The 25,643-nt window shown below is 72.0% G+C and carries 21 protein-coding genes and 1 pseudogene; 12 read left to right on the plus strand and 10 right to left on the minus strand.

The genetic code is table 11. The features are described from left to right. Positions 1–97: 97 nt before the first annotated feature. On the minus strand, positions 98–691 hold the full coding sequence (locus AMK13_RS14865) for a hypothetical protein (RefSeq protein WP_049650074.1): 594 nt from the start codon (positions 689–691) through the stop codon (positions 98–100). A 440-nt stretch (positions 692–1,131) separates the two neighbouring features. Here AMK13_RS14865 and AMK13_RS14870 point away from each other — a divergent pair, with 440 nt between their 5' ends. The 5 genes from AMK13_RS14870 (at position 1,132) to AMK13_RS14890 (ending at position 7,240) form a co-directional block, all read left to right on the plus strand. Then, positions 1,132–2,478, plus strand: coding sequence for an extracellular solute-binding protein (locus AMK13_RS14870; protein WP_074002528.1), 1,347 nt, complete (start codon positions 1,132–1,134; stop codon positions 2,476–2,478). Further along, positions 2,475–3,440, plus strand: coding sequence for a carbohydrate ABC transporter permease (locus AMK13_RS14875; protein ID WP_079272122.1), 966 nt, complete (start codon positions 2,475–2,477; stop codon positions 3,438–3,440). The genes AMK13_RS14870 and AMK13_RS14875 overlap by 4 nt, the downstream gene beginning before the upstream one ends. Continuing rightward, positions 3,437–4,264: a carbohydrate ABC transporter permease gene (locus AMK13_RS14880; protein ID WP_053111977.1), complete on the plus strand. Its 828-nt coding sequence runs from the start codon at positions 3,437–3,439 to the stop codon at positions 4,262–4,264. The genes AMK13_RS14875 and AMK13_RS14880 overlap by 4 nt, the downstream gene beginning before the upstream one ends. Before the next feature lie 2 nt (positions 4,265–4,266). Then, entirely contained in the window at positions 4,267–6,102 is a 1,836-nt protein-coding gene (locus AMK13_RS14885) for a glycoside hydrolase family 36 protein (RefSeq protein WP_079272123.1), read from the plus strand. A gap of 73 nt (positions 6,103–6,175) precedes the next feature. Next, positions 6,176–7,240 (plus strand): LacI family DNA-binding transcriptional regulator, encoded by a 1,065-nt coding sequence (locus AMK13_RS14890; RefSeq protein ID WP_074002529.1) that lies wholly within the window; start codon positions 6,176–6,178, stop codon positions 7,238–7,240. A 14-nt stretch (positions 7,241–7,254) separates the two neighbouring features. Here the strand turns inward: AMK13_RS14890 and AMK13_RS14895 are convergent, their stop codons facing one another. Beyond that, positions 7,255–8,082 carry a DeoR/GlpR family DNA-binding transcription regulator gene (locus AMK13_RS14895; protein ID WP_074002530.1) on the minus strand — a complete coding sequence of 276 codons (828 nt, stop codon included), beginning with the start codon at positions 8,080–8,082 and terminating at the stop codon, positions 7,255–7,257. A 111-nt stretch (positions 8,083–8,193) separates the two neighbouring features. On the opposite strand from AMK13_RS14895, the gene galT reads away from it, so the two are divergent. Next, complete coding sequence (gene galT / locus AMK13_RS14900; protein WP_049650754.1) at positions 8,194–9,366, plus strand: galactose-1-phosphate uridylyltransferase; 1,173 nt, start codon at positions 8,194–8,196, stop codon at positions 9,364–9,366. Further along, positions 9,363–10,490 (plus strand): galactokinase, encoded by a 1,128-nt coding sequence (gene galK / locus AMK13_RS14905; RefSeq protein WP_074002531.1) that lies wholly within the window; start codon positions 9,363–9,365, stop codon positions 10,488–10,490. The genes galT and galK overlap by 4 nt, the downstream gene beginning before the upstream one ends. A gap of 28 nt (positions 10,491–10,518) precedes the next feature. Here the strand turns inward: galK and AMK13_RS14910 are convergent, their stop codons facing one another. Next, positions 10,519–11,181 carry an NADPH-dependent F420 reductase gene (locus AMK13_RS14910; RefSeq protein ID WP_049650753.1) on the minus strand — a complete coding sequence of 221 codons (663 nt, stop codon included), beginning with the start codon at positions 11,179–11,181 and terminating at the stop codon, positions 10,519–10,521. 195 nt (positions 11,182–11,376) lie between these two features. On the opposite strand from AMK13_RS14910, the gene AMK13_RS14915 reads away from it, so the two are divergent. Together AMK13_RS14915 and AMK13_RS14920 are read left to right on the plus strand one after the other, a co-directional pair. Next, the gene (locus AMK13_RS14915) at positions 11,377–12,156 is read left to right on the plus strand and encodes an SDR family NAD(P)-dependent oxidoreductase (RefSeq protein WP_074002532.1); all 780 of its coding nucleotides are present in this window, start codon (positions 11,377–11,379) and stop codon (positions 12,154–12,156) included. 68 nt (positions 12,157–12,224) lie between these two features. Continuing rightward, positions 12,225–13,064, plus strand: a complete 840-nt coding sequence (locus tag AMK13_RS14920; RefSeq protein ID WP_241852881.1) for a helix-turn-helix domain-containing protein — start codon at positions 12,225–12,227, stop codon at positions 13,062–13,064. Here AMK13_RS14920 and AMK13_RS14925 read toward each other — a convergent pair. Together AMK13_RS14925 and AMK13_RS44800 are read right to left on the minus strand one after the other, a co-directional pair. After that, positions 12,992–15,073, minus strand: a complete 2,082-nt coding sequence (locus AMK13_RS14925) for a tetratricopeptide repeat protein (RefSeq protein ID WP_074002534.1) — start codon at positions 15,071–15,073, stop codon at positions 12,992–12,994. The two genes, AMK13_RS14920 and AMK13_RS14925, sit on opposite strands and share 73 nt — an antisense overlap. A 118-nt stretch (positions 15,074–15,191) precedes the next feature. Further along, complete coding sequence (locus AMK13_RS44800) at positions 15,192–15,893, minus strand: hypothetical protein (RefSeq protein ID WP_074002535.1); 702 nt, start codon at positions 15,891–15,893, stop codon at positions 15,192–15,194. Between AMK13_RS44800 and AMK13_RS44805 the strand changes: the two are divergent. Beyond that, positions 15,880–15,990, plus strand: a pseudogene (locus tag AMK13_RS44805) (IS5/IS1182 family transposase); the annotation flags it as partial. The gene AMK13_RS44800 and the pseudogene AMK13_RS44805 overlap by 14 nt on opposite strands. Positions 15,991–16,169: 179 nt before the next feature. Here AMK13_RS44805 and AMK13_RS14940 read toward each other — a convergent pair. The 3 genes from AMK13_RS14940 to AMK13_RS14950 form a co-directional block, all read right to left on the minus strand. Then, on the minus strand, positions 16,170–17,216 hold the full coding sequence (locus AMK13_RS14940; RefSeq protein WP_074002536.1) for a hypothetical protein: 1,047 nt from the start codon (positions 17,214–17,216) through the stop codon (positions 16,170–16,172). Between the two features lie 31 nt (positions 17,217–17,247). After that, positions 17,248–18,942 (minus strand): DNA/RNA non-specific endonuclease, encoded by a 1,695-nt coding sequence (locus AMK13_RS14945; RefSeq protein WP_074002537.1) that lies wholly within the window; start codon positions 18,940–18,942, stop codon positions 17,248–17,250. 605 nt (positions 18,943–19,547) lie between these two features. After that, positions 19,548–22,919 carry a hypothetical protein gene (locus AMK13_RS14950; protein WP_074002538.1) on the minus strand — a complete coding sequence of 1,124 codons (3,372 nt, stop codon included), beginning with the start codon at positions 22,917–22,919 and terminating at the stop codon, positions 19,548–19,550. 444 nt (positions 22,920–23,363) lie between these two features. On the opposite strand from AMK13_RS14950, the gene AMK13_RS14955 reads away from it, so the two are divergent. Together AMK13_RS14955 and AMK13_RS44810 are read left to right on the plus strand one after the other, a co-directional pair. Further along, positions 23,364–23,879 (plus strand): hypothetical protein, encoded by a 516-nt coding sequence (locus AMK13_RS14955; protein WP_074002539.1) that lies wholly within the window; start codon positions 23,364–23,366, stop codon positions 23,877–23,879. A gap of 184 nt (positions 23,880–24,063) precedes the next feature. After that, positions 24,064–24,420: a cytochrome P450 gene (locus tag AMK13_RS44810; RefSeq protein WP_380718504.1), complete on the plus strand. Its 357-nt coding sequence runs from the start codon at positions 24,064–24,066 to the stop codon at positions 24,418–24,420. Positions 24,421–24,456: 36 nt separating this feature from the next. On the opposite strand, the gene AMK13_RS14965 is transcribed toward AMK13_RS44810, so the two are convergent. Beyond that, positions 24,457–25,077: an L-threonylcarbamoyladenylate synthase gene (locus AMK13_RS14965; RefSeq protein ID WP_049650747.1), complete on the minus strand. Its 621-nt coding sequence runs from the start codon at positions 25,075–25,077 to the stop codon at positions 24,457–24,459. Positions 25,078–25,190: 113 nt separating this feature from the next. Further along, positions 25,191–25,604, minus strand: coding sequence for a Fur family transcriptional regulator (locus AMK13_RS14970; protein WP_049650746.1), 414 nt, complete (start codon positions 25,602–25,604; stop codon positions 25,191–25,193). Between the last annotated feature and the right edge of the window lie 39 nt (positions 25,605–25,643).

Here is a 25,643-nt window from a genome sequence, read left to right on the forward strand (position 1 = left end):
GTGAGCGGCTGACGGGCGGCCGGGACGCGGGACGGTCGGACTCCCCGGCGGGCACCGGGCGCTCGGCGCTGCGCGCTGCCCGCCGGGGACGGTCGGATCAGGCGGCGAGCAGGTACCAGCCCCCGAGGCCGCTGCACATGCTCGCGTTGTAGGTGCCGGCGCGGAAGCCGGCCGGAACGGGCTGGTAGGGGCACATGTACTCGCCGACGCGGGCCAGTTGCTGGTACCACGAGCCGATGTTGCCGCAGCCGGAGTTCATGTGGCCGGTGAGCACGTACCCGGGCGGGATCGGTGAGCCCGCGCAGGTGTACTGGCCGTCGCGGGGCACTTCCAGGTACCAGTAGTCGATGCCGCTGCAGCCGGTGGCGTTGTGGAGGGTGATCACGTAGCCGGGGGGAATCGGCGAGGTGGCGCAGGTCCAGATGCCGTTCTGCACGGGTTGGATGTACCAGGCGCCGGCCTTGTTGCACCCGCTCGGCTGGCGCTGGGTGATCACGTAGCCGTCCGGTATGGGTGTGCCGGGACAGACCCAGCCGGGGGAGGCCTGGGCGGCGGCGACCGGTGCCGCCGCCGGTGCCGCGGTGGCCGTGCCGGCGGCCGTGCCGGTGAGGACGGCCACCAGCAGGGTGACCACCCCCACCGCGGCGGCGAGCCGGCCCCGGACCGTCGCCGTCCATGAACGACCGGGCACGTGGCGATGCTTGATGTTCACTACTCACCAGTCCAATCGACGGGTCCGCGGAGCGCCGCGCGATGGCCGTACGGCGCCGTGCCGCGAAGCTGGAGCGACCCTAGTCGGAGGGGTGGCGGGGCCGGTCGAAAGTGGATGGATGCATGACAAATCTGGCCGGAAACCGATCCGGGGCCAGCCCGCCGGGTCGGGCCACCGGCTGATAACGGAACGGTTGCGGAGCCCGTCGTTCCCCTCTCCAGGTCTTGACGGCACGGGGAGGGCGGGCGTTTGCTGTGTCCGCTCGTTGGAACCTGTTTGGTTCTGGTTTGTTTTGTGTGTTTGAACGTTCAAAACAGCAGAGCAACCCCCGCCTGCGCTCAGCACCCCCTCGCACCACCCTTCGCGCCACCCCCCTTCGCACCACAGCCTTCCGGCGCCACCCCACCGAGAGGAATGCAATGTCACACCTTTCCCGACGCGACCTTCTCCGCGCCTCCGGAGCCGGCCTGCTGGCCGTCGCGGCCGGCGGCTCCCTCGCGGCCTGCGGCGGCGGCTCCGGCTCGGGAGGCGCCGCCGGCGGGGACGCCGACACCGGCACGATCACCGTCTGGTCCTGGGCCACCGCCGCCGACGCCCTGCGCGGCATCGTCCCGGCCTTCGAGAAGGACAACCCGGGGATCAAGGTCGACGTCCAGGACATCGGCGAGCCCGCCATCTGGGACAAGATCACCGTCGGACTGGCGGCCGGCGGCCAGGGCCTCGGCGACGTCCTGCACATCGGCTGTGACTACCTGCCCGGCTACCAGGAGAAGTTCCCCGGCGGCCTGGCCGACCTCTCCGCGCTCGGCGCCGACGCGTACAAGGACAGGTTCGCCAAGGGCCTGTGGCCGGTCGTCACCGGCAAGGACGGCCACGCCTACGCGCTGCCCTGGGAGGTCAACGCGCTCGGCTTCTTCTACCGCAAGGACTACTTCGACAAGGCGGGCATCGACCCCGAGACCTTCGCCACCTGGGACGACCTGCTCGCCGTCGCCGACCGCTTCAAGGCCGCCAACCCCGGCATCGCCCTGATCGGTGTCAACCGGGCCGCCAACCCCACCCCCGACCTGGACTTCCTCCAGGGCCTGATGCAGCTCCAGGGCGCCTTCTACTTCGACCTCCAGGGCAAGATCACCGTCGCCTCGGAGCCGGCCGTGCGGGCCCTGACGATCATCAAGCGGCTGGACGAGGCCGGGCTGATCGGCGACACCCCCGGCGTCCAGAGCTGGCCGCCGGTGATGAAGACCGGCAAGCTCGGGGCGGCCGCGATGCCCACCTGGGTCGCGCACTACCTGGAGAAGAAGTTCCCCGACCAGAGCGGCAACTGGCGCCTCACCAAGCCCCCGGCGGTCACCCCCGGCGGCAAGCGCACCGCCCTGGTCAACTCCACCCACCTGGCCGTCGCCGCCTCCAGCCCGCGCCGCCGCGCCGCCTGGAAGTTCGTCGAGTACGCGCTCACCCGCGCCGCCTCGGTCAACACGATGTTCAACGCGGGCGGCGTCTTCCCGGCCCTCACCGAGGCGTACACCGACCCGATGTACGCCGCCCCCAGCGCCTTCTACGGCGGCCAGCCGGTGCTCAAGACCTTCACCGACCTCGCCGTCGAGGGCGGGGACCCGACCAACTACTCCGGCGACTACGCCCGCGCCCTCAAGCTCGTCAGCGACGCCCAGACCAAGGTCTTCCTCAAGGGCGCCGACCCGGCCGCCGTCCTCCAGGACGCCGCCAAGCAGCTCGCCCAGCAGACGGGACGCGGTATCGCATGAGTGCCGCCAGTCCGCCCGCCGCCCTCGCCAAGGGGCCCGAGGGGTCACAGGGGTCCAAGGGATCCGCGGGGCCCGGCCGGTCCGGCCGGCTCCGCCGCGCCCGCTGGCGCCGCGGCGCCGTGCCGTACCTGCTGCTCGCCCCCGCCCTGCTCACCTTCGGCGTGTTCAAGGCCTACCCGGTCATCGACTCGCTGCTGCTCTCCTTCACCACCGGCTCCGGCGCCGCCACCCGCGACGCCGGACTCGCCAACTACCAGCGCCTGCTGGACGATCCGCTGTTCTGGACGGCCCTGCGCAACACCGGCGAGATCCTCGTCGTCCAGGTCCCGCTGATGCTCGGCCTGGCCCTGCTGATGGCCGTCGGCATCAACTCCGCGCTGGTGCGCTGGCGTACGGTGTGGCGGCTCGGCGTCTTCATGCCCTCGGTCACCGGCCTGGTCGCCACCGGCGTGATGTTCGCCTACCTGCTCAAGGCCGACGACGGCGCCGTCAACTGGCTGCTGAACGCCGTCGGCCTGCCCTCCGTCGACTGGCTGGGCCAGCCCGTCTGGGCCCGGATGGCCGTCGTCGTGGTGCTCACCTGGCACTACACCGGCTACAACGCCGTCATCTACCTCGCCGGACTCCAGTCCATACCAAGGGAGTTGTACGAGGCCGCGATGGTCGACGGGGCCGGCCCGATCCGCCGCTTCACCTCGATCACCGTCCCCGCGCTGCGCCCGGTGCTGCTGTTCACCGTCGTGCTCTCGACCATCGGCACGCTCCAGCTCTTCGACGAGCCGTACGTGCTGACCGGCGGCGGGCCGGACAACGCCACCCTGACCGTCTCCATGTACCTGTACCAGAACGGCTTCCGGTACTTCGACTTCGGCTACGCCTCCGCCATCGCCTACGCGCTCACCCTGCTCGTGTCGGTGCTCGGCGCCGTCCAGATGCGCCTGATGGGGGAGAAGGACAAGTGAACCTCAAGAAACTGCGCGGCTGGCCGCTGACCTTCTTCCTGGCCGGCGTCACCGGGCTGTCGATCGCCCCCTTCTACTGGCTGGTGGTCTCCGCCACCCGCAAGGACACCGAGGTCTTCGACTGGCCGCCGAAGCTGCTGCCCGGCGGGAGCCTCGGCGAGAACCTGAGCCACCTGGAACAGAAGATCGGCCTGCTCCGGGTGGTCGGCAACTCCCTGCTGGTGGCGGGGGTCCAGACCCTGGGCGCCCTGGTCGTGGCGCTGCTCGCGGGCTACGCCTTCGCCAAGTTCCGCTTCCGCGGCCGCACCCTGCTCTTCGCGCTGCTGCTCTCCACCCTCGTGGTGCCCGAACAGGTGGTGCTGGTACCGCTGTTCAAGATGATGACGGACTTCGGCCTGCTGGACACCTACCAGGCGCTGATCCTGCCGGGCCTGTGCGTGCCGTTCGCCATCTTCCTGATGCGGCAGTCGCTGAGCAGCCTGCCGGACGAGCTCCTGGACGCCGCCCGGGTCGACGGCGCGGGCGAACTCCGGGTGCTGTTCAGCGTGGTGGTGCCGGTCATGCGGCCGGTGCTGGCGGCCCTGTCGATCTTCCTCTTCCTGGGCTCCTGGAACCAGTTCGTCTGGCCGCTGATCGCCCTGCGCAGCCCCGAGATGCACACCCTGCCGGTCGCCCTGGCGACGCTGCACGGCAACAAGTCCAACACCGACTACGGCGCGATCCTCTCCGGCACCGCGCTGTCCACCCTGCCGATGATGGTCCTCTTCCTGGTCCTCCAACGGCAGTTCATCTCCGGCCTGCTGGCCGGCGCCACGAAGGGCTGACCATGACCGAGACGAACGACACCGGCACGACCGTGAGCACGGCCGGCGCCACGGCCGGTACGAGCGGGACGACGGCCGGCGCGGCGGCGGCCGACGTCTGGGAGCCGCACGCCCCCACCGCCGCCGGCGGCCTGCGCCCGCTGTACGCCGACGGGCTGGACCTGCGGGTGAGCGGCACGGGCACGGCCCGGGGCGTCGCCGACGGCGTGGTGGAGGTGACCGCCGAGGGCCCGGGCGAGGTCCGGATCGAGTGGCGGGTGCCCTGCGTCGACGCCACCGCCCTCTGGACCCCCGAGCCGCGCGGCACCGGCTGGCTGCCCGCCGCCTGGAGCGCCCCGCGCCGCACCTCGCTGGCCAACGGCGCGCCGATCGCCGCGCTGGTCGGCACCGGCGACGTCGCGCTGAGCGCTTTCGCGGCCGGTCGCCCGGACGTGCTGGCCGGGGCCGGAGTGGTCGAGGAGACCGGCGAGTTCCGGTTCTGGGCCCAGGCCACCGACCGGCTCACCGTCCGGATCGACACCTCGCGCCGGCACTTCGGGCGCGCCCTGGCCGACCTGGCCGCCTGGTGGGGCGAGGGCCGTACGGCCGACATCCCGGAGGCCGCCCGCCGTCCCGCGTACTCCACCTGGTACTCGATGCACCAGGACATCACCCCCAAGGGCGTCGAGACCCAGGCCGCGCTCGGCAAGGAGCTGGGCCTGGACGTGATCATCGTGGACGACGGCTGGATGACCGCCGACCGCACCCGCGGCTACGCCCACTGCGGCGACTGGGAGCCGGTCTCGCTGCCCGACACCGCCGCCCACGTCCGGCGGGTGCACGAGCTCGGGGTGCGCTACATGCTCTGGTACGCGCTGCCGTTCATCGGCAAGGACAGCGCCGCGTACCGGGAGATCGGCCACCTCGCGCTGGCCGACGCCGCCCACATGGGCGCGATCGTCGCCGACCCGCGCCACCCCGAGGTCCGGGCCTTCCTCACCGACCGGCTCGTCCGGGCCGTCGAGGAGTGGGGCATGGACGGCCTCAAGGTGGACTTCGTCGACTGGTTCGCCCGGGCCGCGGAGCGCGACGACGCCCCGGCGGCCCGCCCCGGCGCGGACTGCGCGAGCGTGGACGAGGGCGTGGAGCGGCTGCTCGCCGCGATCCGCGGCCGGATCACCGCCGCGAACCCGGAGGCGATGATCGAGCACCGCCAGCCGTACGTCAGCCCCGGCCTGTGGCCGTACGCCACCATGATCCGCGCCACCGACTGCCCGCTCAGCCCGCAGGAGAACCGGCAGCGGACCATCGACGTGCGGCTGGCCGCCGGGCCCGTCCCGGTCCACGCCGACATGCTGATGTGGCACCGGGAGGAACCGGCCGAGCAGGTCGCCTGCCACCTGATCAACGTGCTGTTCTCGGTGCCGCAGATCTCCGTCGACCTCGCCGCCCAGAGCGAGGAGCAGCGCGAGGCGATCGCCTTCTGGCTCGGCGTCTTCCGCGAGCACGCCGACACCCTCCAGCTCGGCGAGCTGCTCCCGGCCCGCCCGGACCTCGGCTACCCGATGGTCACCGCGCGCGGCACCGGCGGCGGGACCGGCGCCGGTACCGACACCGGCACGGTGGCCGTGGCCCGGTACGCCGCGCTGCCGGTGGACGCCTCCGGCGACGACTGGCGCACCCTGCTGGTGGCCAACGCCGACGCCGACCCGGACGTCCGGCTCACCGGCGGCCGCGGGCAGGTGGCGGTGACGGTGCAGGACGCCCGGGGGCGTATCGTCCGGCAGGGCGAGGTCGAGCTGGACCGGGCGGACGTGATCCCGGTGCCGCGCGGCGGGCTGCTGACCCTGCGTCGCTGACCGCCTCCGGGGCCGCCGGCCGACCCCCGGGCCCCGGCCCGCTCCGCGCACCCGACCACGTCTGGAGAACCGCATGCCCGAGGGACCGCACCGGCCGCGCCGCGGCGCCACCACGATCGAGGAGGTCGCCCGGGCGGCCGGGGTCTCCCGGCAGACCGTCTCCAACGCGCTCAACGCGCCGCGGCGGGTCCGCCCGGAGACGCTGGACCGGGTGAACGCGGCGATCCGCGAACTCGGGTACCAGCCCGACCAGTCGGCCCGCTCGCTGCGCAGCGGCGCCCGGCGCACCCTCGGCTACCTCGCCCCGGTGGACGACCCGCTCGACCCCAACCCGCTGATGGCCGGCTTCCTGGAGGCCCTGGTCGACGCGGCCGGGGCGGCGGGGCAGCGGGTGCTGCTGTTCCGGCCGGGGCAGGGCGCGGCCGACCCGGTGGCCGCCATCGACGAACTGGTGGCGGCCCGTCAGGTGGACGGACTGGTGCTGGCGGACGTCCTGCACGAGGACGTCCGGATCGCCCACGCGGCCCGGCTCGGCGTCCCGTTCGCCAGCTTCGGCCGGACCGGGCCCGGCGAGCCCCAGCGCTGGGTGGACATTGGCAACGAGGCGGCGATGGCCGAGGTGGTGCGGCACCTCGCGGCGCTCGGCCACCGCCGGATCGGCTACCTCGGGGCCGCCGAGGAGCTGCCCTGGATGGCGGCGCGGCGGGCCGGATTCCTGGCCGAGGCACGCCGGTTGGGCCTGTCCGCGGTGGCGGTGGGGGCTTCCGGGGCGGGGAGTTCCGGTACGGCGGCCGCGGGTTCCGTGGTGGCCTCCGTACGGGCGCTGCTGCGCGGGCCCGACCGGCCCACGGCCTTCGCGGCCGGCAGCGACCTGCTGGCGCTGGACGTGTACGAGGCGGTCCGGGCGGAGGGGCTGGTGGTCGGGCCCGGCGGGGTGGCCGTCACCGGGTTCCACGACACGCCGCTCTGCCGCCACCTCCACCCCGCGCTGACCTCGGTCCGGCTGCCGCTGCGGGCGATCGCCACGGCGCTGGTCGGCCGGCTGCTGGACCAGGTGCGCGGGGAGGCGGCGGCGGGGGAAGGGCTGGAACTGCCCACCGAGCTGGTGGTGCGGGGGAGTTCGGGCCGGCCCGGCTGAATCCTTCGGATCCGTCAGCCGGTTCGGCCCGTGTGGTCCGCCGTCGCGGCCACGATCAGCTCGCCGACCAGTCCGGCGGCGGCCGCCCGCTGCTCGGCGGGCAGGGCGTCGTCGGTGACCAGGACGTCCAGCTGGTCCAGGTCGGCGAAGGAGGCCAGGCCGACCGCGTTCCACTTGGTGTGGTCGGCCACCACGACCACCCGGCGGGCCGAGCGGAGGAAGGCGCGGTTGGTCTCCGCCTCGGCCAGGTTCGGGGTGGTCAGCCCGGCCTCGGGGGAGAGGCCGTGGCAGCCCAGGACCAGCAGGTTGACGTGCAGGGAGCGGATCGCCTGGTCGGCCACCGGCCCGACCAGCGCGTCCGAGGGGGTCCGCACACCGCCGGTGCGGATCACCGTGGCGGTGGACGGGGTGCCGTCCTCGGCGGGCTGTTCCAGCAGCTCGGCGATCCGCAGCGAGTTGGTCACCACGGTGAGGCCCTCGACCGAGCGCAGCCGCCGGGCGACCGCGTAGGTGGTCGTCCCGCCGGCCAGCCCGACCGCCGAGCCCGGCGGTACGAGCGCGGCGGCGGCCCGGGCGATCGCCTCCTTGGCGGGCAGCTCCCAGTGCGCCTTGGCCTCGAACCCGGGCTCGCCGGTGGCCGGCGCCTCGACCCGGACCGCGCCGCCGTGCACCTTGTGCACCAGGCCGCGGCGGGCCAGCGCGTCCAGGTCGCGCCGGACCGTCATGTCCGAGACCCCGAGGTCGCGGACCAGTTCGGTGACCCGGACCCCGCCGCGCGCGCGGATCTGCTCCAGGATCAGCACGCGGCGCTGTCCGGCGAGCGGTTGGGCGCTGTCAGCCATCGGGAGGCCTCCTTCGACCACGTCCGGTGCGTGGCCCTGGTGGATAATGTTTGAGATTGTAGCTTTCTGTTGATTCCGGTGTTCCACTCAGAGCTCAGAGGAAGAAGGGCCATGCCCGGGACGTCCCTGACCCAGCCCACCGTCAGGACCGTGACCACCCTCGCGGACGGTCGGCAACTGATCTACTACGACAGCGGCGCGGCCTGCGACGCCGCCTGTGACGGCGGTACGGCCTGCGGTGGTGGCACGACCTGCGACGGCGGCACGGCCGCCCGCCGCGACGCCGTGGACGAGCGGCCGCTCGACCCGCAGGCCCCCGGCTCCGAGGTCCGGCTCGACCCGGCCACCGGCGACTGGGTCACCATCGCGGCCCACCGCCAGGCGCGCACCTACCAGCCGCCGCCCGAGGAGTGCCCGCTCTGCCCGTCCCGGGACGGGCGGCACAGCGAGATCCCGGCCGCGGACTACCAGGTGGCCGTCTTCGAGAACCGCTTCCCCTCGCTGGCCGGCCCGCCCGCGGAGCCCGTCCGGGCCGCCGAGGGCCTGTGGACCAGCGGCCCCGGCGCCGGGCGCTGCGAGGTGGTCTGCTTCACCGCCGACCACGAGGCCTCCTTCGCCGACCTCACCCCCGAGCGGGCCCGGCTGGTCCTGGACGCCTGGACCGACCGCACCGCCGAACTCTCCGCCCTGCCCGGCGTGCGGCAGGTCTACTGCTTCGAGAACCGGGGCGCCGAGATCGGCGTCACCCTCGCCCACCCGCACGGCCAGATCTACGCCCTGCCCTTCACCGCGCCGCGCACCGCCCGGATGGCCGCACGCGCCGCCGAGCACCGCGCCACTGCCGGCCGCAACCTCTTCGACGACCTGCTCGCCGCCGAACGCGCCCACGGCGAGCGCGTCGTCCTCGCCGGGACGCACTGGACGGCCTTCGTCCCCTTCGCCGCCCGCTGGCCGTACGAGGTGCACCTGTACCCGCACCGCCGGGTGCCCGACCTGACCGCGCTGGACGCCGACCAGCGGGACGAATTCCCCACCCTCTACCTGGAGTTGCTGCGCCGCTTCGACCGGCTCTTCGGCACCGGCCGCACCCCGTACATCTCCGCCTGGCACCAGGCCCCCGCCGATCAGCGGGACGAACTCGCCCTGCACCTGGAGCTGTTCACCATCCGCCGCACCGCCGACAAGCTCAAGTACCTGGCCGGGGTGGAATCCGGCATGGACGCCTTCGTCAACGACGTCACCCCCGAGCACGCGGCCCGCCGGCTGCGGGAGGCCACCGCATGAACGACTTCGCGCAGCTGTACGGCCGTCCGTCCGAGGGGGAGTGGGCCGCCCCCGGCCGGGTGAACCTGATCGGCGAACACACCGACTACAACCTCGGGTTCGTCCTCCCGATCGCCCTGCCGCAGACCGTCCGCGCCCAGGCCGCCCGCAGCGGGGACGGATTGCTGCGGCTCTGGTCCGCCCAGGGGAGGGAACTCGTCGCGCTCAGGGTCGACGACCTCGCGCCGGGCTCCGTGCCCGGCTGGGCCGGCTACCCGGCCGGGGTGGTCTGGGCGCTGCGCGAGGCCGGGCACCCGGTCGGCGGGGCGGACCTCCGGCTGGACAGCGACGTGCCCAGCGGCGCCGGGCTGTCCTCCTCCGCCGCGCTGGAGTGCGTCGTCGCCGCCGCCTACAACGACCTGTACGGGCTGGGCCTTTCGGCCGCCGAGCTGGCGGTGCTCGCACAGCGGGCCGAGAACGCCTTCGTCGGCGTGCCCTGCGGGATCATGGACCAGATGGCCTCGATGTGCTGCCGCCCCGGGGCCGCGCTGTTCCTGGACAGCCGGGATCTGATGATGCGTCAGGTGCCCGTCGACCTGGCGGGCGCGGGCCTGGCCCTGCTGGTCCTGGACACCCGGGTGAAGCACGACCTCGGCGACGGCGCCTACGCCGCGCTGCGGGCCGGCTGCGAACGGGCCGCCGCCCTGCTCGGGCTGTCCGCGCTGCGCTCGCTCCAGCCGTCCGGGCTGGCCGACGCGCTCGCCCAACTCCCCTCGGAGCTGGTTCCGTTGGTGCGGCACGTGGTCACCGAGAACGCCCGGGTGGAGGCCGCCGTCGCCCTTCTGGACGCCGGCGACCCCGCCGCGCTCGGCCCGATCCTCACCGCCGGACACGCCTCGCTGCGCGACGACTACCGGGTCTCCTGCCCGGAGACCGACCTCGCCGTCGAGGCCGCCGTGGCCGCCGGCGCCCACGGCGCGCGGATGACCGGCGGCGGCTTCGGCGGCTCGGTCATCGCCCTGGTGGACGCGGACGCGGCCGGACACGTCGCCGCCGAGGTCACCGCCGCGTTCCGCGCGGCCGGGTACGCGGAGCCGCGCACCCTCACCGCCGTCCCGGCGGAGGGGGCGCGCCGGCTCCACTGAGCTGCCGGCTCCGCCTCCTTCGGCGGGGTCAGGCCTTGTGGGCCGCCGGGCGCTCCGGAGACGCCTCCGCGAGCGCCCGGGTGACCGCCTCGACACCGGCGCGCAGCCCGTACACCGGGGTGGCCGGCTGCTGGCGCCAGGACTCGTCGATGCCGCCCGCGTCCACGGTGTCGAAGCCCAACTCGTCGACCAGCGCCCGGACCACCCGCTTGGCCGCCTCGTCGTCCGAGGCGACCGGCACGGCCAACCGCTCCGGGTCGCCCGCCGGGCGCGGACGCTCCAGCAGGTCCTGGGCGTAGGTGCCGTTGAACACCTTCACCACCCGGTGCCCGATGTGCTGCTCCGTCCACCGGCTCTCGGTGAGCCCGCCGTCCTCGATCGCGTCGATCCGGCCGTCGCGCTCCTTCGGGTAGTAGTTGCCGGTGTCGATCACCGCGACGCCCTCGGCGGCGCCGTCCAGCAGCCCGGCGGGCAGGTCCGGCACGTTCTTCAGCGGCACCGTCACCACCACCACCTGTGCCCCGCGGGCGGCCTCGGGGACCGTCACCGCCGTCGCCCCGGTCTCGTCGACCAGTGCCTTGAGCGTCTCCGGGCCGCGGGAGTTCGCCACCGCCACCTCATGCCCCAGCGCGGTCAGCCGCCGCGTCAGGTTGCCGCCGATGTTGCCCGCGCCGATGATGCCGATCTTCATGGGAAGTCCTTCTTCGCGAGTGCCGTAGTGGACCGTCGCCTTGGCCCAACCACCCGGTGATCGCTCCGATTCCCGGTCGGGAGGGCGGTTTTCCGGAGCCGTTCTCCAGAGGTGTCTTTCGGAGGGTGGTCCTCCGGGACCCACGGTCGGACCGGGCCTGGTGCCGGCCCGGCGCCGGTCACGAGGGTGGACGCCATGAACAACATCTCCTCCGACGCCACCACCCCCGCCGTCCTCGTCACCGGCGGCACCAGCGGCATGGGCTTCGCCACCGCCCGCCACCTCCTCGGCACCGGCGCCCGGGTCGTCATCACCGGCCGCGACGAGGACCGGCTCGCCCGCGCCGCGGCCCGCCTCGACGCCGGCGACCGGCTGCTCACCGTCCGCGCCGACGCCTCCGTACCCGCCGACCTCGCCCGGCTGGCCGACACCGTGGGTGAGCGGTACGGCCGCCTCGACGGGGTCTTCGCCAACGCGGGCGTGGCCGGCTTCCAACCGGTCGGCGAGGTGGCGGAGGCCGAGTTCGACCGGATCGTCGCCACCAACCTCAAGGGCGTGTTCTTCACCGTCCAGCACGCCCTGCCGCTGCTGGACGCCGCCGGCGGCGGATCGGTCGTCCTCAACGCCTCCTGGACCCCGCACCGCGGCCTGCCCGGCGCCGCCGTCTACGCCGCCAGCAAGGCCGCCGTCCTCAGCCTCGCCCGCACCCTCGCGAGCGAACTCGCCGGGCGCGGCATCCGGGTCAACTCGGTCAGCCCCGGCTACATCGTCACCGAGATGTTCCACGCGGCCGTCCCCGACCCGGCCGACCACGAGCCGATCCGCCGCCACGTCCCGCTCGGCCGGCTGGGCACCGCCGAGGACGTCGCGGAGACGGTCGCCTTCCTGCTCTCCGAGCGCTCCTCATACATCACCGGTCAGGACGTCGTGATCGACGGCGGGCTCGTCCCGGCCTTCCCGTCGCTGACCGGCTGAGTGCCTCTTCGTGCCTGGTCCTGGCAGGACCAGGCACGGCGGCACCCGTCCGGGTGAGAATCCATGACGTGAACCCGAGCAGCGCCCTGAGCGAATTCCTCCGCACCCGCCGAGCCGGCCTGCGCCCCGAGGACGTCGACCTCCCCGACTACGGCGGCCGCCGCCGCGTCGCCGGACTGCGCCGCGAGGAACTCGCCCACCTCGCCGGCGTCAGCGTCGACTACTACACCCGCCTCGAACAGGGCCGCGTCGGCAACCCGTCCGACGCCGTCCTCGACGCCGTCGCCCGCGCCCTGCGCCTCGCCCCCGACGAGTCCGGCCACCTCCACCGCCTCGCCCGTCCCACGCCCAGGCCGCGCCGCCGCCCCGCCGTCCGCCAGCAGCCGCGCCCCTCCCTGCTGCACCTGCTGGAACAGCTCCACCACACCCCCGCCGTGGTGATGGGCCACCGGATGGACATCCTGGCCTGGAACCGCGCCGCCGTCGCCCTGTTCGGCGACTACGGCGCCCTGCCCGTCGAGGACCGCAACATCGCCCGCATCACCTTCCTCGACCCCGCCTCCCGCGAGCTCTACGCCGACTGGGCGGGCTGCGCACGCGAGAACGTCGCCTTCCTCCACCTCGAAGCCGGCCGCCGCCCCGACGACCCCCTGCTCGCCGAACTGGTCGGCCGACTCTGCCTCGGCAGCGAGGAGTTCCGCCAGATGTGGGCCGACCACCCGGTCGCCGACAAGACCTCCGGCCGGAAGTCCTTCCGCCACCCCCTCGCCGGGACGCTCGACCTCGCCTACGACACGCTGCGGCCCGCCGACGACTCCGGACAGGCGCTGGTCACCTACACCGCCGACCCGGGCTCGGCCTCGGACGACGGGCTGCGGGTGCTGCTGTCGTGGGCGGCGTCGGGCTGAGGTCCTTGGGTCAGGTCACGAAGGTTCTCCGTGGCCAGTGCGGTGTCCGGATGGTCCGGTCCGAGGACGCGGTCCAGATCAGCCACTGCCTGGCGGAGCATCTCCAGCGATCGGTCCCGGAGTCCGGCCTCCCAGTACATGACGGCAAGGTTGTTGCAGGTCAGGAGGGTGTCGGGGTGGTCTGCGTCGAGGACGCGCCGGCGGTCCTCGAGGACCTGCTCCAGGAGGACGACGGCGTCGTCGATCCGCCCGGTCTCCGACTCGGTGACGGCGAGGTTGTGGCGGGCGGTGAGGGTGTCCGGATGGTCGTCGCCGAGGACGCGTCGGCGGTCTTCGAGGACCTGTTCCAAGAGGCTGACGGCGTCGTCGGTACGTCCGGCACCCCGGTAGGTGACGGCGAGGTTGTTGCGGGTCGTGAGGGTGTCGGGATGGTCGTCGCCGAGGACACGCCGGCGGTCTTCGAGGACCTCCTCCTGGAGCCGCATGGCCTCGTCTGTGTGCCCGGCGTCCGAGTAGGCGGCGGCGAGGTTGTTGCGGGCGGTGAGGGTGTCCGGATGGTCGATGCCGAGAACCCGCTCGCTCGCTGCGGCAAGGCTGCTCCAGTACCGGATGCTGGCGGTGTAGAGGCCCGCCTCGATGAGGCTGATCCCGCAGTAGAACAAGAGCTGGTGAATTCCCCGCGACGGTCGAATCAGGTCGGAGGTGCGGTGCCCGGCAAGCACGCCGGTGTTGGCCCGGAGTGTCGCGGCCAAGCCCTGCGCGCTGTAATCCGCACTCGGCCACAGTTCGGCGAGGGCATCGGCAGCCGCGAGCCACGCTTCCGGCACATCCGGACCGATGTCCAGAGCAGCCCGGGCGGTGAGCGCGTGCAGGGTCACCTCCCGGTCGGCGGTCTCCGTGAGCGTGACGAGGCTGTAGTTGTGCAGTACGGCGAGCGCGTCCAGCGCGTCGTCGGCCGTGACGGGCGTGCCGCGAACGCTGCCGAGATGCTCCAGCACCTCCTCGGTGCTCCACAGCCCCTGCGGGTGCCCGGCCGGGTCGAGCAGTGCCGCCAACTGGAGGGCCGGCCCGGCGAGCCCGACCGGCTCCTCCTGCTGTGCCGCGTCCAGGGCCAGCAGCAGCGCCGCCGTCACCGGTCCCCGGTAGCCGTCGACGCCGGTGCGGGCTGGTAGGACCGTGTCCAGGCTGCGTGAGCGGTCGCGGAAGAGTTCGAGGTAACGGCCGCAACTGCGGCGGGTGTTGACCATATAGGCGGCGGCGTGGGCCAGCGCGAGTGGCAGGTGGCCCAGTTCCTCGGCGAGCTCGGCCGCGTGTTCGTCGAGGAAGCGGGCGCATTTCGCGCGTTCCAGTCGTTCGCCCAGGTAGGCGGCCGACTCGGCGGGGGAGTAGGTGCTGACGTCCACCAGCGCCCGGTCGCCGCCTGTACTGGCCGCGCCCCGGTGGCGGGTGGTCGCGATGACCCGCCCCTGGCCACCCCGGCTGGTGACGGGCCACAGCTCCTCGGGGGTGTGCTCGGTGGTGTTGTCGAGAACGATCAGCCAGCCGCGCTCGGTGGCGGCGAGCCAGGCCAGGAAGCGCTCGGCGTCCTGCTCGGCCGCATCGCTGCTCGTCCCGGGCGCCTGGACCGCCATCGCGGCCCGGGCGTACAGCTCGGTGACGGCGGAGGGCTCGGCGGCGTCGGCCCACAGGACCAGGTCCGTGCCCGCCTCGACGGCCTCGCGCGCGTAGTGCGCCGCGAGTTGGGATTTCCCGACGCCCCCGCCGCCCGCCAGGACCTGGCTGAGCACGACCGTCCCGTACTGCCCGCGCGCCTCGTCGATCGCCTCCCGCAGCTGCTCCCGGGGCTGGAAGGCGGTCGCCTTCGGCGGAATCCGCCCGATCACCACCGGCCACTCCACCGGGGCGGCCGGCGCCGCGTACTGGTGGAAGGTCATCTCCCCGGCCTGCTGCACGCCGCCGTGCACAGTGGTGCTGCCGTCGATCCCGTTCCTGACCTGCCAGCCCTGCACCTGCTTGCCCCCACCGCCGACCCGCTGAACCGGCCTCCATTATGGGAGCCGGAAACGGCGCTGCCGTGCCGCCCGGGGATCGGGCGGCACGGCAGCGTTCGTGACGGGCGGGACGGGGTCAGGCCGTGAAGTAGCCGCTCAGGTCGGCGATCACGTGGGTGTCACCCCAGTTGTTGAAGAACGTCACCCGGCCGTCCACGACCGGGACGACGACCAGGTTGGCCCTGGTCTGCCCGGCCGTGAAGTTGAGGTTCGACACGCCGGGGCGGTCGGTGCCGTGCGGGTAGACGATCAGGTGGCCGTCCGCCGTCGGCTCGGTGACCGTGACGTTGAGGACCACGGCGGTGACGCCGGTGGCCGGCACGCCCTCCAGGCCCGTCACCCGCATGCTGACGACGCCGCCGCCGCTCACCGCTCCGGCTCGGGCGCCGACACCGTTGCGGGTGTCCAGCAGCCGGACGGGGGTGGTGGGGGAGTAGGTCGAGCCGGAGTCGCCGTAGTAGCCGGTGACGTCGGCGATCAGGTCGACGTCGCCCGCGCTGTTGCGCAGGTCGACCTTGCCGTTGACGACCGGGACCGTCACCAGGTTGGCGACGATCTTTCCGGCTTCGTAGTTGAGGTTGGAGACATTCGGCAGGGGCCGGCCGTCGGGGTAGACGATGATGTGGCCGGAGCCGGTCGGGTTGACGGCGGTGACGTTCATGACGACGGCGGTGACGCCGGTCGCCGGGACGCCCTTGACGCCGGTGACCTGGAGGCTGACCACGCCGCCCGCGCCGACCCGCTGGGCGGGGGCGCCGGTGCCGTCCCGGGTGTTCAACTACAAGATCCTCCGAGACCGCCGACAGAAAGGCGACGGCCCGCACCACGCGGTGCAGGCCGTCGCCCACATGTACAACCTCGCCCGAACCGCATGAACCATCAGGCCAGACCACACACCGACCTGCCCACACCCGGACTTCCGCAACAAGCTTTAGGCAACCCCGGCCCTGGGCCGCACGCTCTTCGGGGTAACAACCACCCGCCCGCCGCCGTCGCTACTGACCCCCGCCCACTTCGGTCTTGACCCGGCGCAGGCCGCGCGGCTCCTCGGCGTCTACTGGATCAGTTCGAGGTGCGGATGGTCCGGGGACACCGGGCAGACGTGGAGTTGCAGGTCGTAGCCGCGGGCGAGGTCGAGCATGGTCGGGTTCCACGGTTCGGGATCGGTGAGGGACTGCGTGGAGCGGGACTGGTCCTCGTAGGGGATCCAGCTCTCGGTGCTGGGATCCCATTCGGCCGAGGAGATGGTCAGCAGCGGGTCCATCTCGGTGCCGCACGCGTCGCAGTCGCGGGGGGTGGGGTCGGTCAGGCCCCAACGGGTCCAGCCACCGACCTTCCAGCCGGGAGCGTGGGACAGCTTGTTCAGGTAGAACTCCTGCGGGGCGATGGCGTAGGAGCTGTCCACCGCGGGCCCGGCCGCCTGCCAGGCACTCCACTCCGCCAGTTGCTGCTGCACCTCCTCGTCCAGCTCCAGGGGGTTGGGGTAGTCGGTGACGTCCTCCGGCGAGAGCAGGCACGGCTGCGGCACATAGCCGGGGAACTGGACCGCAGGCGGCTCGGGATGTGCGGTGAGAACTGGGGTGACCGCCGCGGCGGACCGCCAGAACAGTGCGGTCCTGGGGTGCTCCGGGTGGTCGAAGGGGCACCACAACACCTGGAGCACATCGGCCTCGGCCGTGCCGGGCGGGCGCAGCCGGGGGATGTCACGCGTGTACAGCTGGGCGACGGGAAGCATGGGGACGGGGCCGTCGGGCCACGGGCGGCCGGCTTTGATCAGGCTGTCGATCGCGCGCTCTTCGGGCGTGAACCGGACCATCTCGGGAATGCCCTTCGGGCGGCTCGCCACGGCCGCCCGGATGCTGCGCTGCTGCCGTACGTCCTGCGGTGAGAGGATCGTGTTGACCTGGTCCCACACGTGCGGGCCCTCGCAGTGCGGCCAGGGCTCGTCGGCGGGCCACAGCAGCGGCCCGCCGACGGAACTGTCATGCGGTGACGGTGATCCGGGGTGCGGGTGCAACCGGGTCGCCGTGCGTGCCAGGGGGGCCAGCCGAGGGAACAGCGCGGTGACGTCGAGCGGCCGCGGTGGGGTGGTACGACTCATTCTGGCTCCCGATGGCACTGGTCGGTCGGATTTAGTTGCCGAGGTTGTACAACCCAGTATTGCCCTTGGTGTTGGGGATGTAGACGTCGGGGAACAGCGGCTGCGACGTTCCGTCCGCCCGCTGGACGGTCGCGCTCATCGTGACGCCGTCGGGGATCGTGCTGGTGATGTCACCGTAGTGGGGCGTGACCTCGTAGAAGATGGCGTCGTTCTCCCCGAAGTTGGCGTCCTTCACCAGTTCCTGAGCCTTGTACTCGTAGGTCCGCATGCTGGGGGTTCCCGTGTTCATGCCCGACTGCCAGCAGGGGACGAGGTTGTCCTGCCCGCCGTCCTTTATTTGGCCCTTTCCGCCGACGATGTTGGCGATCAGGTGGCACCGGGCGAGTCCGTACGGAGCCTTGGTGCCGGGAGAGGCCAGGGGGCGGGCGAATTCCTGTGCGTCCTCCCAGCCGGTGATGTCACCCGACGCTGCGGTGCCCTTGCCCGGATTCTTCCCCAGACAGGCTTCGGCCTTGGTCGGCCGGGTACCGGCCGGGCCGGGCGGGTTGGTGTCCTTGTTGCGCTGCGCGACCGGTTCGGTGGTGTTGCTGTTCCACCCGTCGCCATTCGGGAGCGACCCTGTCGGCCGAGTCTGAAGGCAGGCGGCCCGAGGCGGGGCGGTCGAGCCGGTGACCTCCAGACCGAACCGCTCGCCCTCCACCACACGCTGGTTGGCGAAGCCCTCGGAGAGCCGCGTCCGGGCGGACTGGCTGTCCGCGACCGGAACGTGGGCGCGCACGCACGGCATGCTGCCCGTCACGCTCCGCAGCGGGTAGACGTCCCATGTTCCGGTGCTGGGGTTGGGGATGATCTCGGCGCACTGGGCGCCGTCGGTTCCCCCTTCATGGCTGGCCCCGAAGGGGAAGTCGTCACAGGTGTCGTCGGTGACGAGGTCCGGTAGGGCCTCGAAGGGTTGCGAGCCCTCGCAGGTGCGGCTCGTGCGGTCGGCCATGCCGCTCTTCGCGCGGGTCAGTGGCTTGTTGCGGCCCCAGCCGTCGGAGAGGTTGTTCTGGGCCCACTGGTATCCGGCCGCCGCGGCTCCCTCGGTCGACGTGCTCATCCGGACGATGGGCATGACGCTGGGGACGGCGCAGCCGGCAACGGGCTTGCTGGTGGAGCTGCTGGTGTCCCGGACGTCGTCGTCGCACCGGATCTTCTCCGGATTGCTCCAGGAGGCGTTCGGGTCGACGGCCTGGGCGCCGGGTGAGGTCACGTACAGCTTGTACGACGTCGTGAAGTCGACGGACGTTCCGGCGGCGGGGGCGGAGGAGTAGGACACGTTGCCGCTGACGGACTGGCCCTTGACCAGGTCCCCGCCGAACCAGGGGGCGGGCTTGGTGACCTTGCAGCCGGCCGAGCATTCGGCCCTGAACTTCGCGCTGAGGGACGTGACCGCCCCGGTCGCGCCGGTCATGGCCACCGTGATGTCCTCGTCCCACGTCGTGCGCGCGGCGGGCAGGAGGGCACTGGTCGCGACGGTCAGGGTGCCGGTGCCGAGCTCCTTGCCGTTGCCGTCCTTGAGCGTGTACAGCACGTTCAGGCCGTTCACGCAGTAGCCGAAGCGGCCGTAGCTCCAGTTGCCGGGGGTCGTCGTCGCACAGGTGGCGTCGTCGGCGGCGGCCAGCGCGGTCGGCTGAGCAGCGGCGAGAGACCGCCGCTCGGCCGGCGTCGGCGGCGCGACGCTCATGGTGACACAGGCCTGCACGGCTCCCGCCCCGCGCTCGCTGGAGCCTGTGCGCGTGGGCTCACAGTTCTCCTCGGAAGTCGCCGTGAAGGGCCGGGTCTTGGCGGGGGTGGGAACGCGGTCCGGACCGCTGGGGTCGACCGTGCCCACCTTGAGGCCGGACGCCGTGGGCACGTGCGCCGACGGGGTGTGCTGGTCGGCGACGGCGGTGCCGGTCGCGGTGAGGCTGAAAACGAGAAGGAGCCCGGGAAGTATTCGTCTTGTGCGTGATGAGATCATGTCTTCTCTCGGCTGGGGATCGTTCCAAGCGCCATGTGGTGGGCTGCGTGACGAGGTGAGCCGCACCGCCGTCCGTCGTTCGGGTCGGCGGGTGCGGCTACGGGAATCGCCTTGGGAGCTATCCGTCACTGACCGTCCGGCACGGTTTCGGTACTGGTTGAGCCTGCTCTCACTTCCCTCGGCGCCCGTGCCGTGGGGGCAGCGGGTGAGTATCAGTGAGCTGCGGCTGGATGCGGGCACTTCATCCCGGGTCGGCCGGAGACGCTGCCGTGCCGGACGAGCCGATCAGCCGACGCCTGGGAGGTGAGCGGAAGGCGGTGGCGGACCTGTCAGAAGAAGGCGCCGACGAGCTTGGAGCCGGCGTCGGCGAGCTTCTCCACCGTCCTGACGACCGGCTTGGCCACGGTGGAGACGGCCTTTCCGCCGCCACGGGTGACGAGTTGCAGCGCCGTGCGCCCGGCGGCCATGGCGAATTGGCTGCTGCCGAAGCCGTATTCGAATCCCGAGGCGATCGCGCTGATTCCAGAGGCGACGACGGAGACGCCGAGGCAGACCGCGGCGATGCTGCCGAGGACGGGCGCGGCAGGCCAGAACACGCAGGCGACGCCGAAACCCACCGCCAGGAGTCCTGCGGCCGAGCTCACCTTGTCGGCGGTGTCAGCCCACCATTTGGCGTTGCTCGGCGATTCGTCCTGGCCGGGCTGGGATCCGTCCTTGCCGGGTTGGGTTCCCTTGGGGTTGACCGTGTCGTTGGTCGCCGTGTTGGAGGGATTGCGGTTCGCATCGCGGTCCCTCTGCGCCTGCTCGGCGGCGACGCGCGCGGCTTCCTGCACCTCTGCCGTGCGCTTGTCGGCCGCGGTCTGGCGTGCTTCGGCGGCTGCGGTGGCAGCGGTCTTGGCGTCCCGGCCGGCGTTGAGCTCGGCCTGGTGGGCACTGGCGGCGGAGGCTGCGGCGCTGTAGGAGGAGGCCAGCGCGCTGCGGGCCGCGTCGACGGCGATGTTGGCGGAGTTGTTCGCCGCGCGGGAGGCACCCTGAGCGGTGTTGGCGGCGTCCTTGGCCTTGTCCGCCGAAGCCTGGGCGTCGGCGGCGGATTTGTCCGCCGCGCTCGCGTACTGGCGGGCCTGGGTGGCGTAGCCGTCGGCCAACGTGGCCGAGTCCAGTGCTTTCTGGGCCCACTCCTGGGCCTTGACCCCCGCATCTCGGGCTTCGGCCGCGACCTTGGAAGCGAGTGCCGCGTCCTTCTGCGCCTCCTGGGCGATCTTGGCTGCCGCCGCGATGGTCGCTTGCATGGCGGCGGCGTGGCTGAGGGAGTCGTAGTCGAGCTGGGCGGCTCGGTGCTGGACGAAATCCACGAAGCGCCGGCGCATCCAGGCCGGGCCTTCCATGGCGACCTGGGCGTACGCCTTGGAGTAGGCGTTGCCGGAGGCGATCACCTTCATGGTGGAGACGGCGTCGTCCTCCCTGATGGCGTTGGTCAGGTCCTCGTCGAAGAACTTCTGGAGGGCTTCCGGTGTGTTGGCGTTGAGGGCGTCGTTGGCGGCCTGGACCACGGCCTTGCCGGGCCTCTCGTTGAGGATCTTGAGGATGTTGACCCTGTTGTCCTCGGCCCGTGACTTGATGACGCCGCTGGTGTTGAAGTCGCCTTCCGCGGGGATGCCGCCGGCAAGGGCTTGGACCGCCGCCCTCGCGACGGCCGGCTCGGAGACCTGGGCGATGAAGAGGATGGTCTCGCGATCGTCCTGGGAGGCGGCGAGCTCGCGGTCCAGGTCGATCCAGGAGTAGACGTCGTACTCGGATCCGGCGAGTGCGAAGCGGGCGGCCTGACGGCTCCAGGTGCCCGCGGAATCCAGGAACGCGGTCGCCGCCTGTCGGCCGAGGGTGGCGGCAGCGGCGAGGTCGTTGTTCCTGAGGGCCTGCTCCGCCCGGGCGATGAGGTCCTTGGTGGCCTGGGCGGTCCGCTGCGCCTGGGTGCGCTTGTGCAGGGCGGCCGCGCGTTCGCTCTGGTCCAGCAGGGTGAGTTGGGCCGCCTCCTTCATACCTTGCAGTCTGTCGGTCTCCAGTGCGGCGGCCTCGGCGGCGCGGGCGTTCTTCTCGACCTCGATCGCGTCCGCGATCGCCTGGGTCGCGAGGTTGGCCGCCTTGACCGCCTCGTCGGCGTAGGCGGTGGACCTGTTGGCGAAGTCGATGGCCTGGCCGGCGTACTTGACGGCTTCCTCTGCGGCGTCGGCGGCCTTCTCGGCGTGTTCGGCGGCCGATTTGGCCGCGACATGGGCAGTGCGCGCGGCTTGGGCGGCGGTGGAGGCGAGTGCCCGGGCGGTGGAGGCGGCGTTGGTCGCCTGGTTGGCCGCGGAGGAGGCGATCTCGGCCTGGCGCTTGGCTTCGGCCGCCTCGTTCTGGGCGGCACCGGAGGCGTTCGCAGCCTGGGCGGAGGCCTTCGCGGCGGCGGCGGCGTCGCGTGCGGCGTCGGCGGCCGCCAGGCCGGCGTCGGCGGACTGGTCCGAAGCGAGGGCCGCGTCATCGGCCGCCTTGGCCGCGTTGTAGGCCTTCGCGGCGGCGTCGCGTGCGGCGACCGCGGCGTTCTTCGCCTCTTCGGTCTTCTTCTCGTCCTTCGACGCGGCGATCGCGGCGTTGTAGGCGCGCGTGGCCGCCGAGCCGGCGGCGGTTGCCGCTTGCGAGGCCGCGGTGGCTGCCCAGGACGCCCGCTGCGCTGCCTGGATGGCGGCGTTGGAGGCATTGATGGCGATCCCGGCGGCGGACGCGGCGCCGCTGGCGGCGGTGGCGGCCGAGCGGGCCGCGTCGGCGGCCAGACGGCCGTCGTCCCGCGCCTTCTCGGCTTCGAGCGCGGCGGTCTCGGCCTTTTCCTTGGCCTTGCCCGCGGCCGTCGTCGCACGTGCCGAGGCCTCGACGGCCAGGTCGGTCTGCTCCCGTGCGCGTGCGCTCTCACGCTCGACGATGGCGACCAGCTGCCCGATGTTGGCTGCTTCCTGGTCACGGGCCCGCGCGATGTGCTGGCCGGTGTCGAGGTACCACTGCACGTCGTCCGCGGTCCCGCTCAGGGCCCGGTTCGCGTACTTCTTGAGCTCCGGGCCGGCTGTAGCGAGGCTGCGGATGATCTCGACCCGCATGTCCTCCAGCCTGGCACTGTACTGAGTGGTGAGCAGGAACTGCTCCAGCGCCTGGTCCGTTCCGGCGCTGAGCGCGGTGTTGCCGTCGCGCTTGACGCTCTTTCCGCCGTTGGCCATCACCGAGAGGGTCGAGACCCGCATGTCCTCGGTGACCGAGGAGCGGAATCCGTCCTTGATGAAGGCCGATATCGCGTCGTCACCGTCGTTGAGGGCGGCGGTGACGTCCCTGCGGATGCTCCTGCCTCCGAAGCCGAGGTAGGTGAAGGCGGTGACACGGTTGTCGATCCGCGTCGCCTTCGGCAGCTGCTCGGTGAGGAACGTGGTGATCTCCTGGTCAGTGCCGCTCAGCGCGTAGGAGGCCGCCTCCCTGACCGAACGGCCGCCCAGGATCCAGGCCTTGACGACCTGGGCGCGGTCCGTGTCCGGAAGGGACAGGGCGTCACCGGCGGGGTCGGCCGTGCCGGCGCCGGGGGCTGCTCGTGCGGGTGTGGTGAACAGCCAGGGAGTGGAGACGGCGGCTGCGCTCGCCGCGAGGGCGGTGGCGAAACGGCGCCGGCTCCAAAAAGTCTGCTGCACAGAAGGACCTCTCTGATTGCGAATCCTCGAGGGTGAGGCCGAATCCCGCCCGGGACGTATCGTCGGAGTGGCGGTGGCCTGACCCTATGTAAGCGAACACGTCGTTAAAACCTTGGCTGGAGCCCAGGTGACGTCCCGGTCGGAAGATGGCTGGATCTGGTCCTCAGATTTTCGCAAAACTGCCACAACCATTCGACGGAGTGGCACACGTCGCGTTCCAAATATGGAGTTTGCACGACTATGTTCCGGTATATCCGCTTGGCTTGGCGGCATCTGGCTGCTTCTATTCAGGAGCTCGCCAGTCAGGGCATGATGTCGCTACACTCCCGTTCCGGCAGAATCCTTATGACCTGGCCGAGGCGCACCCCATAAATCTGCGCGCCTCTCTTTCCCATCGCGCACTCATGCGCGTTCACATGCACCGAATCGACACCTGGGACGAAAATGAAGGTACGTAGCACCATTCTGCGGATCACTGTCACAGCTCTGAGTGCAGGCGCTCTGACCTGGATTGCAGTTGCTGGAGGAGCGACTGGCGAACGCGGCCCCGATAAGCTCGCGACGCAGGTGGTTGCCGATGAAGGCCCCGGGTACGCGGTTGAAGACTTCGCCTACCCGAATGCCGACGGAATCCTCGCGGAGCAGAAGATCAAGCTCAAGAGAGGAGACGGCCACATCCTCCTCGCTCCCTGCACGGGCGCACCTGAATTGATGGAGGTCTTCTCCCACAAGAACGAGAAGGTCTGCTTCCGGGTCACTGGGGACAAGGGCTACCTGAGCCTCGAAATCCCTGCGGTCTTCGGAGTGAAGGGAAACGATTACGCCGCGCAGGTCGCGATGACCACCGGCACCGAGGAAAAGACCTTCCCGGTCGACAAGAACTCCTGGACGGCTGTCGGCGAGACCGCGGATGCGCAGGGCCGCGATTTCATGCTCCTGGAAATCCGCACCAGCAAGTAGCACCAGTCGGCGCCCGGCCCCAGGGGCGTCGTCGTTCAGTGTGCGTCCCCGGTTCGATCATGCGATACCGAGGATGGCCAGGGTACGGGTGGCGTTGCGCGCGTGGTGGCGGACGCCAGCGGCGATGGCAGTGTGTCCGGCGAGGCGGAGGGCGAGCCTCGCCGCCGACGGCGCCACCCGGACCGTGGATGTCCCCGAAGGCTTCCGCCGCACCGCGACGCGGGACGTGGAGCTGGGCGGACGGGCTATCCGGCGGGGGGACAAGGTGGTGGTCTACCACGCCTCCGCGAACCGGGACGGGGCGGTGTTCCCCGACCCGGACCGCTTCGACGCCACCCGTAGCCCGAACGACCACGTGAGCTTCGGGTACGGCCCGCACTTCTGCCTCGGTGCCCAACTCGCCCGCCTGCAGCTGAGGTCGGCGCTGCGCTGCCTGGTCGAGCGGCTGCCGGGGCTCCGGCTCGTGCCGGGGCGGCCGCCGCGGCGGCTGGTCTCCAACTTCCAGAACGGGCTCAAGTCACTGTGGGTCCAGTGGGGTTGAGACCGCCCTCCGGATGTGCCCGGTGTGCCCGGTGCGTCACTCGAAGCGCTCGGGGTCGCCGGCCCCGCGCCGGGTGATCTCCGCCTCGCCGCTGGAGAAGTCGACGACCGTCGTCGGCACCGTGCCGCAGTCGCCGGAGTCCAGCACGGCGTCCAGTTGGTGGTCGAGCCGCTCCTTGATCTCCCAGCCCTGGGTCATCGGCTCGTCCTCGCCGGGGAGGAGCAGGGTGCTGGAGACCAGGGGCTCGCCGAGCTCGGCGAGCAGGGCCCTGGTGACGACGTGGTCGGGGATCCTGACGCCGACCGTCTTCTTCTTCGGGTGTAGCAGGCGGCGCGGCACCTCCTTGGTGGCGGGGAGGATGAAGGTGTAGCTGCCCGGCGTCGCGGCCTTGATCGCGCGGAAGACGTTGTTGTCGATGTGGACGAACTGGCCCAGTTGGGCGAAGTCCATGCACATGAGGGTGAAGTGGTGGCGGTCGTCGAGGCGCCGGATCGACCGGATCCGTTCGAGGCCGTCGCGGTTGTCCAGCTGGCAGCCCAGGGCGAAACAGGAGTCGGTCGGGTACGCGATGAGGTCCCCGGAGCGGAGGCCGGCGGCCACGGAGCCGATGGTGCGCGGCTGGGGGGACTCTGGATGCACGTCGAAGTACTTCGCCATTGGTCGACCCTAAGCGATCCCGGCCCCCGATCGCTGCACGGCGGGCCAGCGGGTACGGGCAGCGGGTACGGCCAGCGGGTACGGGCAGGGCAGACGGCCGGCCGCCGGAGCGGTCAGCCCGCGCAGTCCGGGCACAGCCCCCGGTAGGTGACCTCCGCCTGCGCCACGACGAACCCGAAGCGCTGCTCGGCCGGCAGGTCGGCCAGCGGGTCGCCCTGCGGGTGGACGTCGCGGATGGCGCCGCAGCCCGTGCAGACCAGGTGCTGGTGCGGGTGGTGCGCGTTCGGGTCGTAGCGCTTGGCGCGCCCGTCGGTGGCGACCTCGACGACCTCACCCAGGGTGACCAGTTCGCCGAGCGTGTTGTAGACCGTCGCCCGGGAGATCTCCGGGAGGCGCTCGGCGGCCCGGGCGTGCACCTCGTCGGCGGTCAGGTGCACGTGCTCGCCGTCCAGGACCTCGGCCACGACACGCCGCTGGGAGGTGAGGCGCCAGCCGCGCCCGCGCAGCCGCTCCAGGAGGTCACTCATATCGGTTCACCTATTCAGGTAATGGGGAGGACCGGAGTT

Source organism: Streptomyces sp. CB02056, from assembly GCF_001905545.1.
Taxonomy (GTDB): Bacteria; Actinomycetota; Actinomycetes; order Streptomycetales; family Streptomycetaceae; genus Kitasatospora.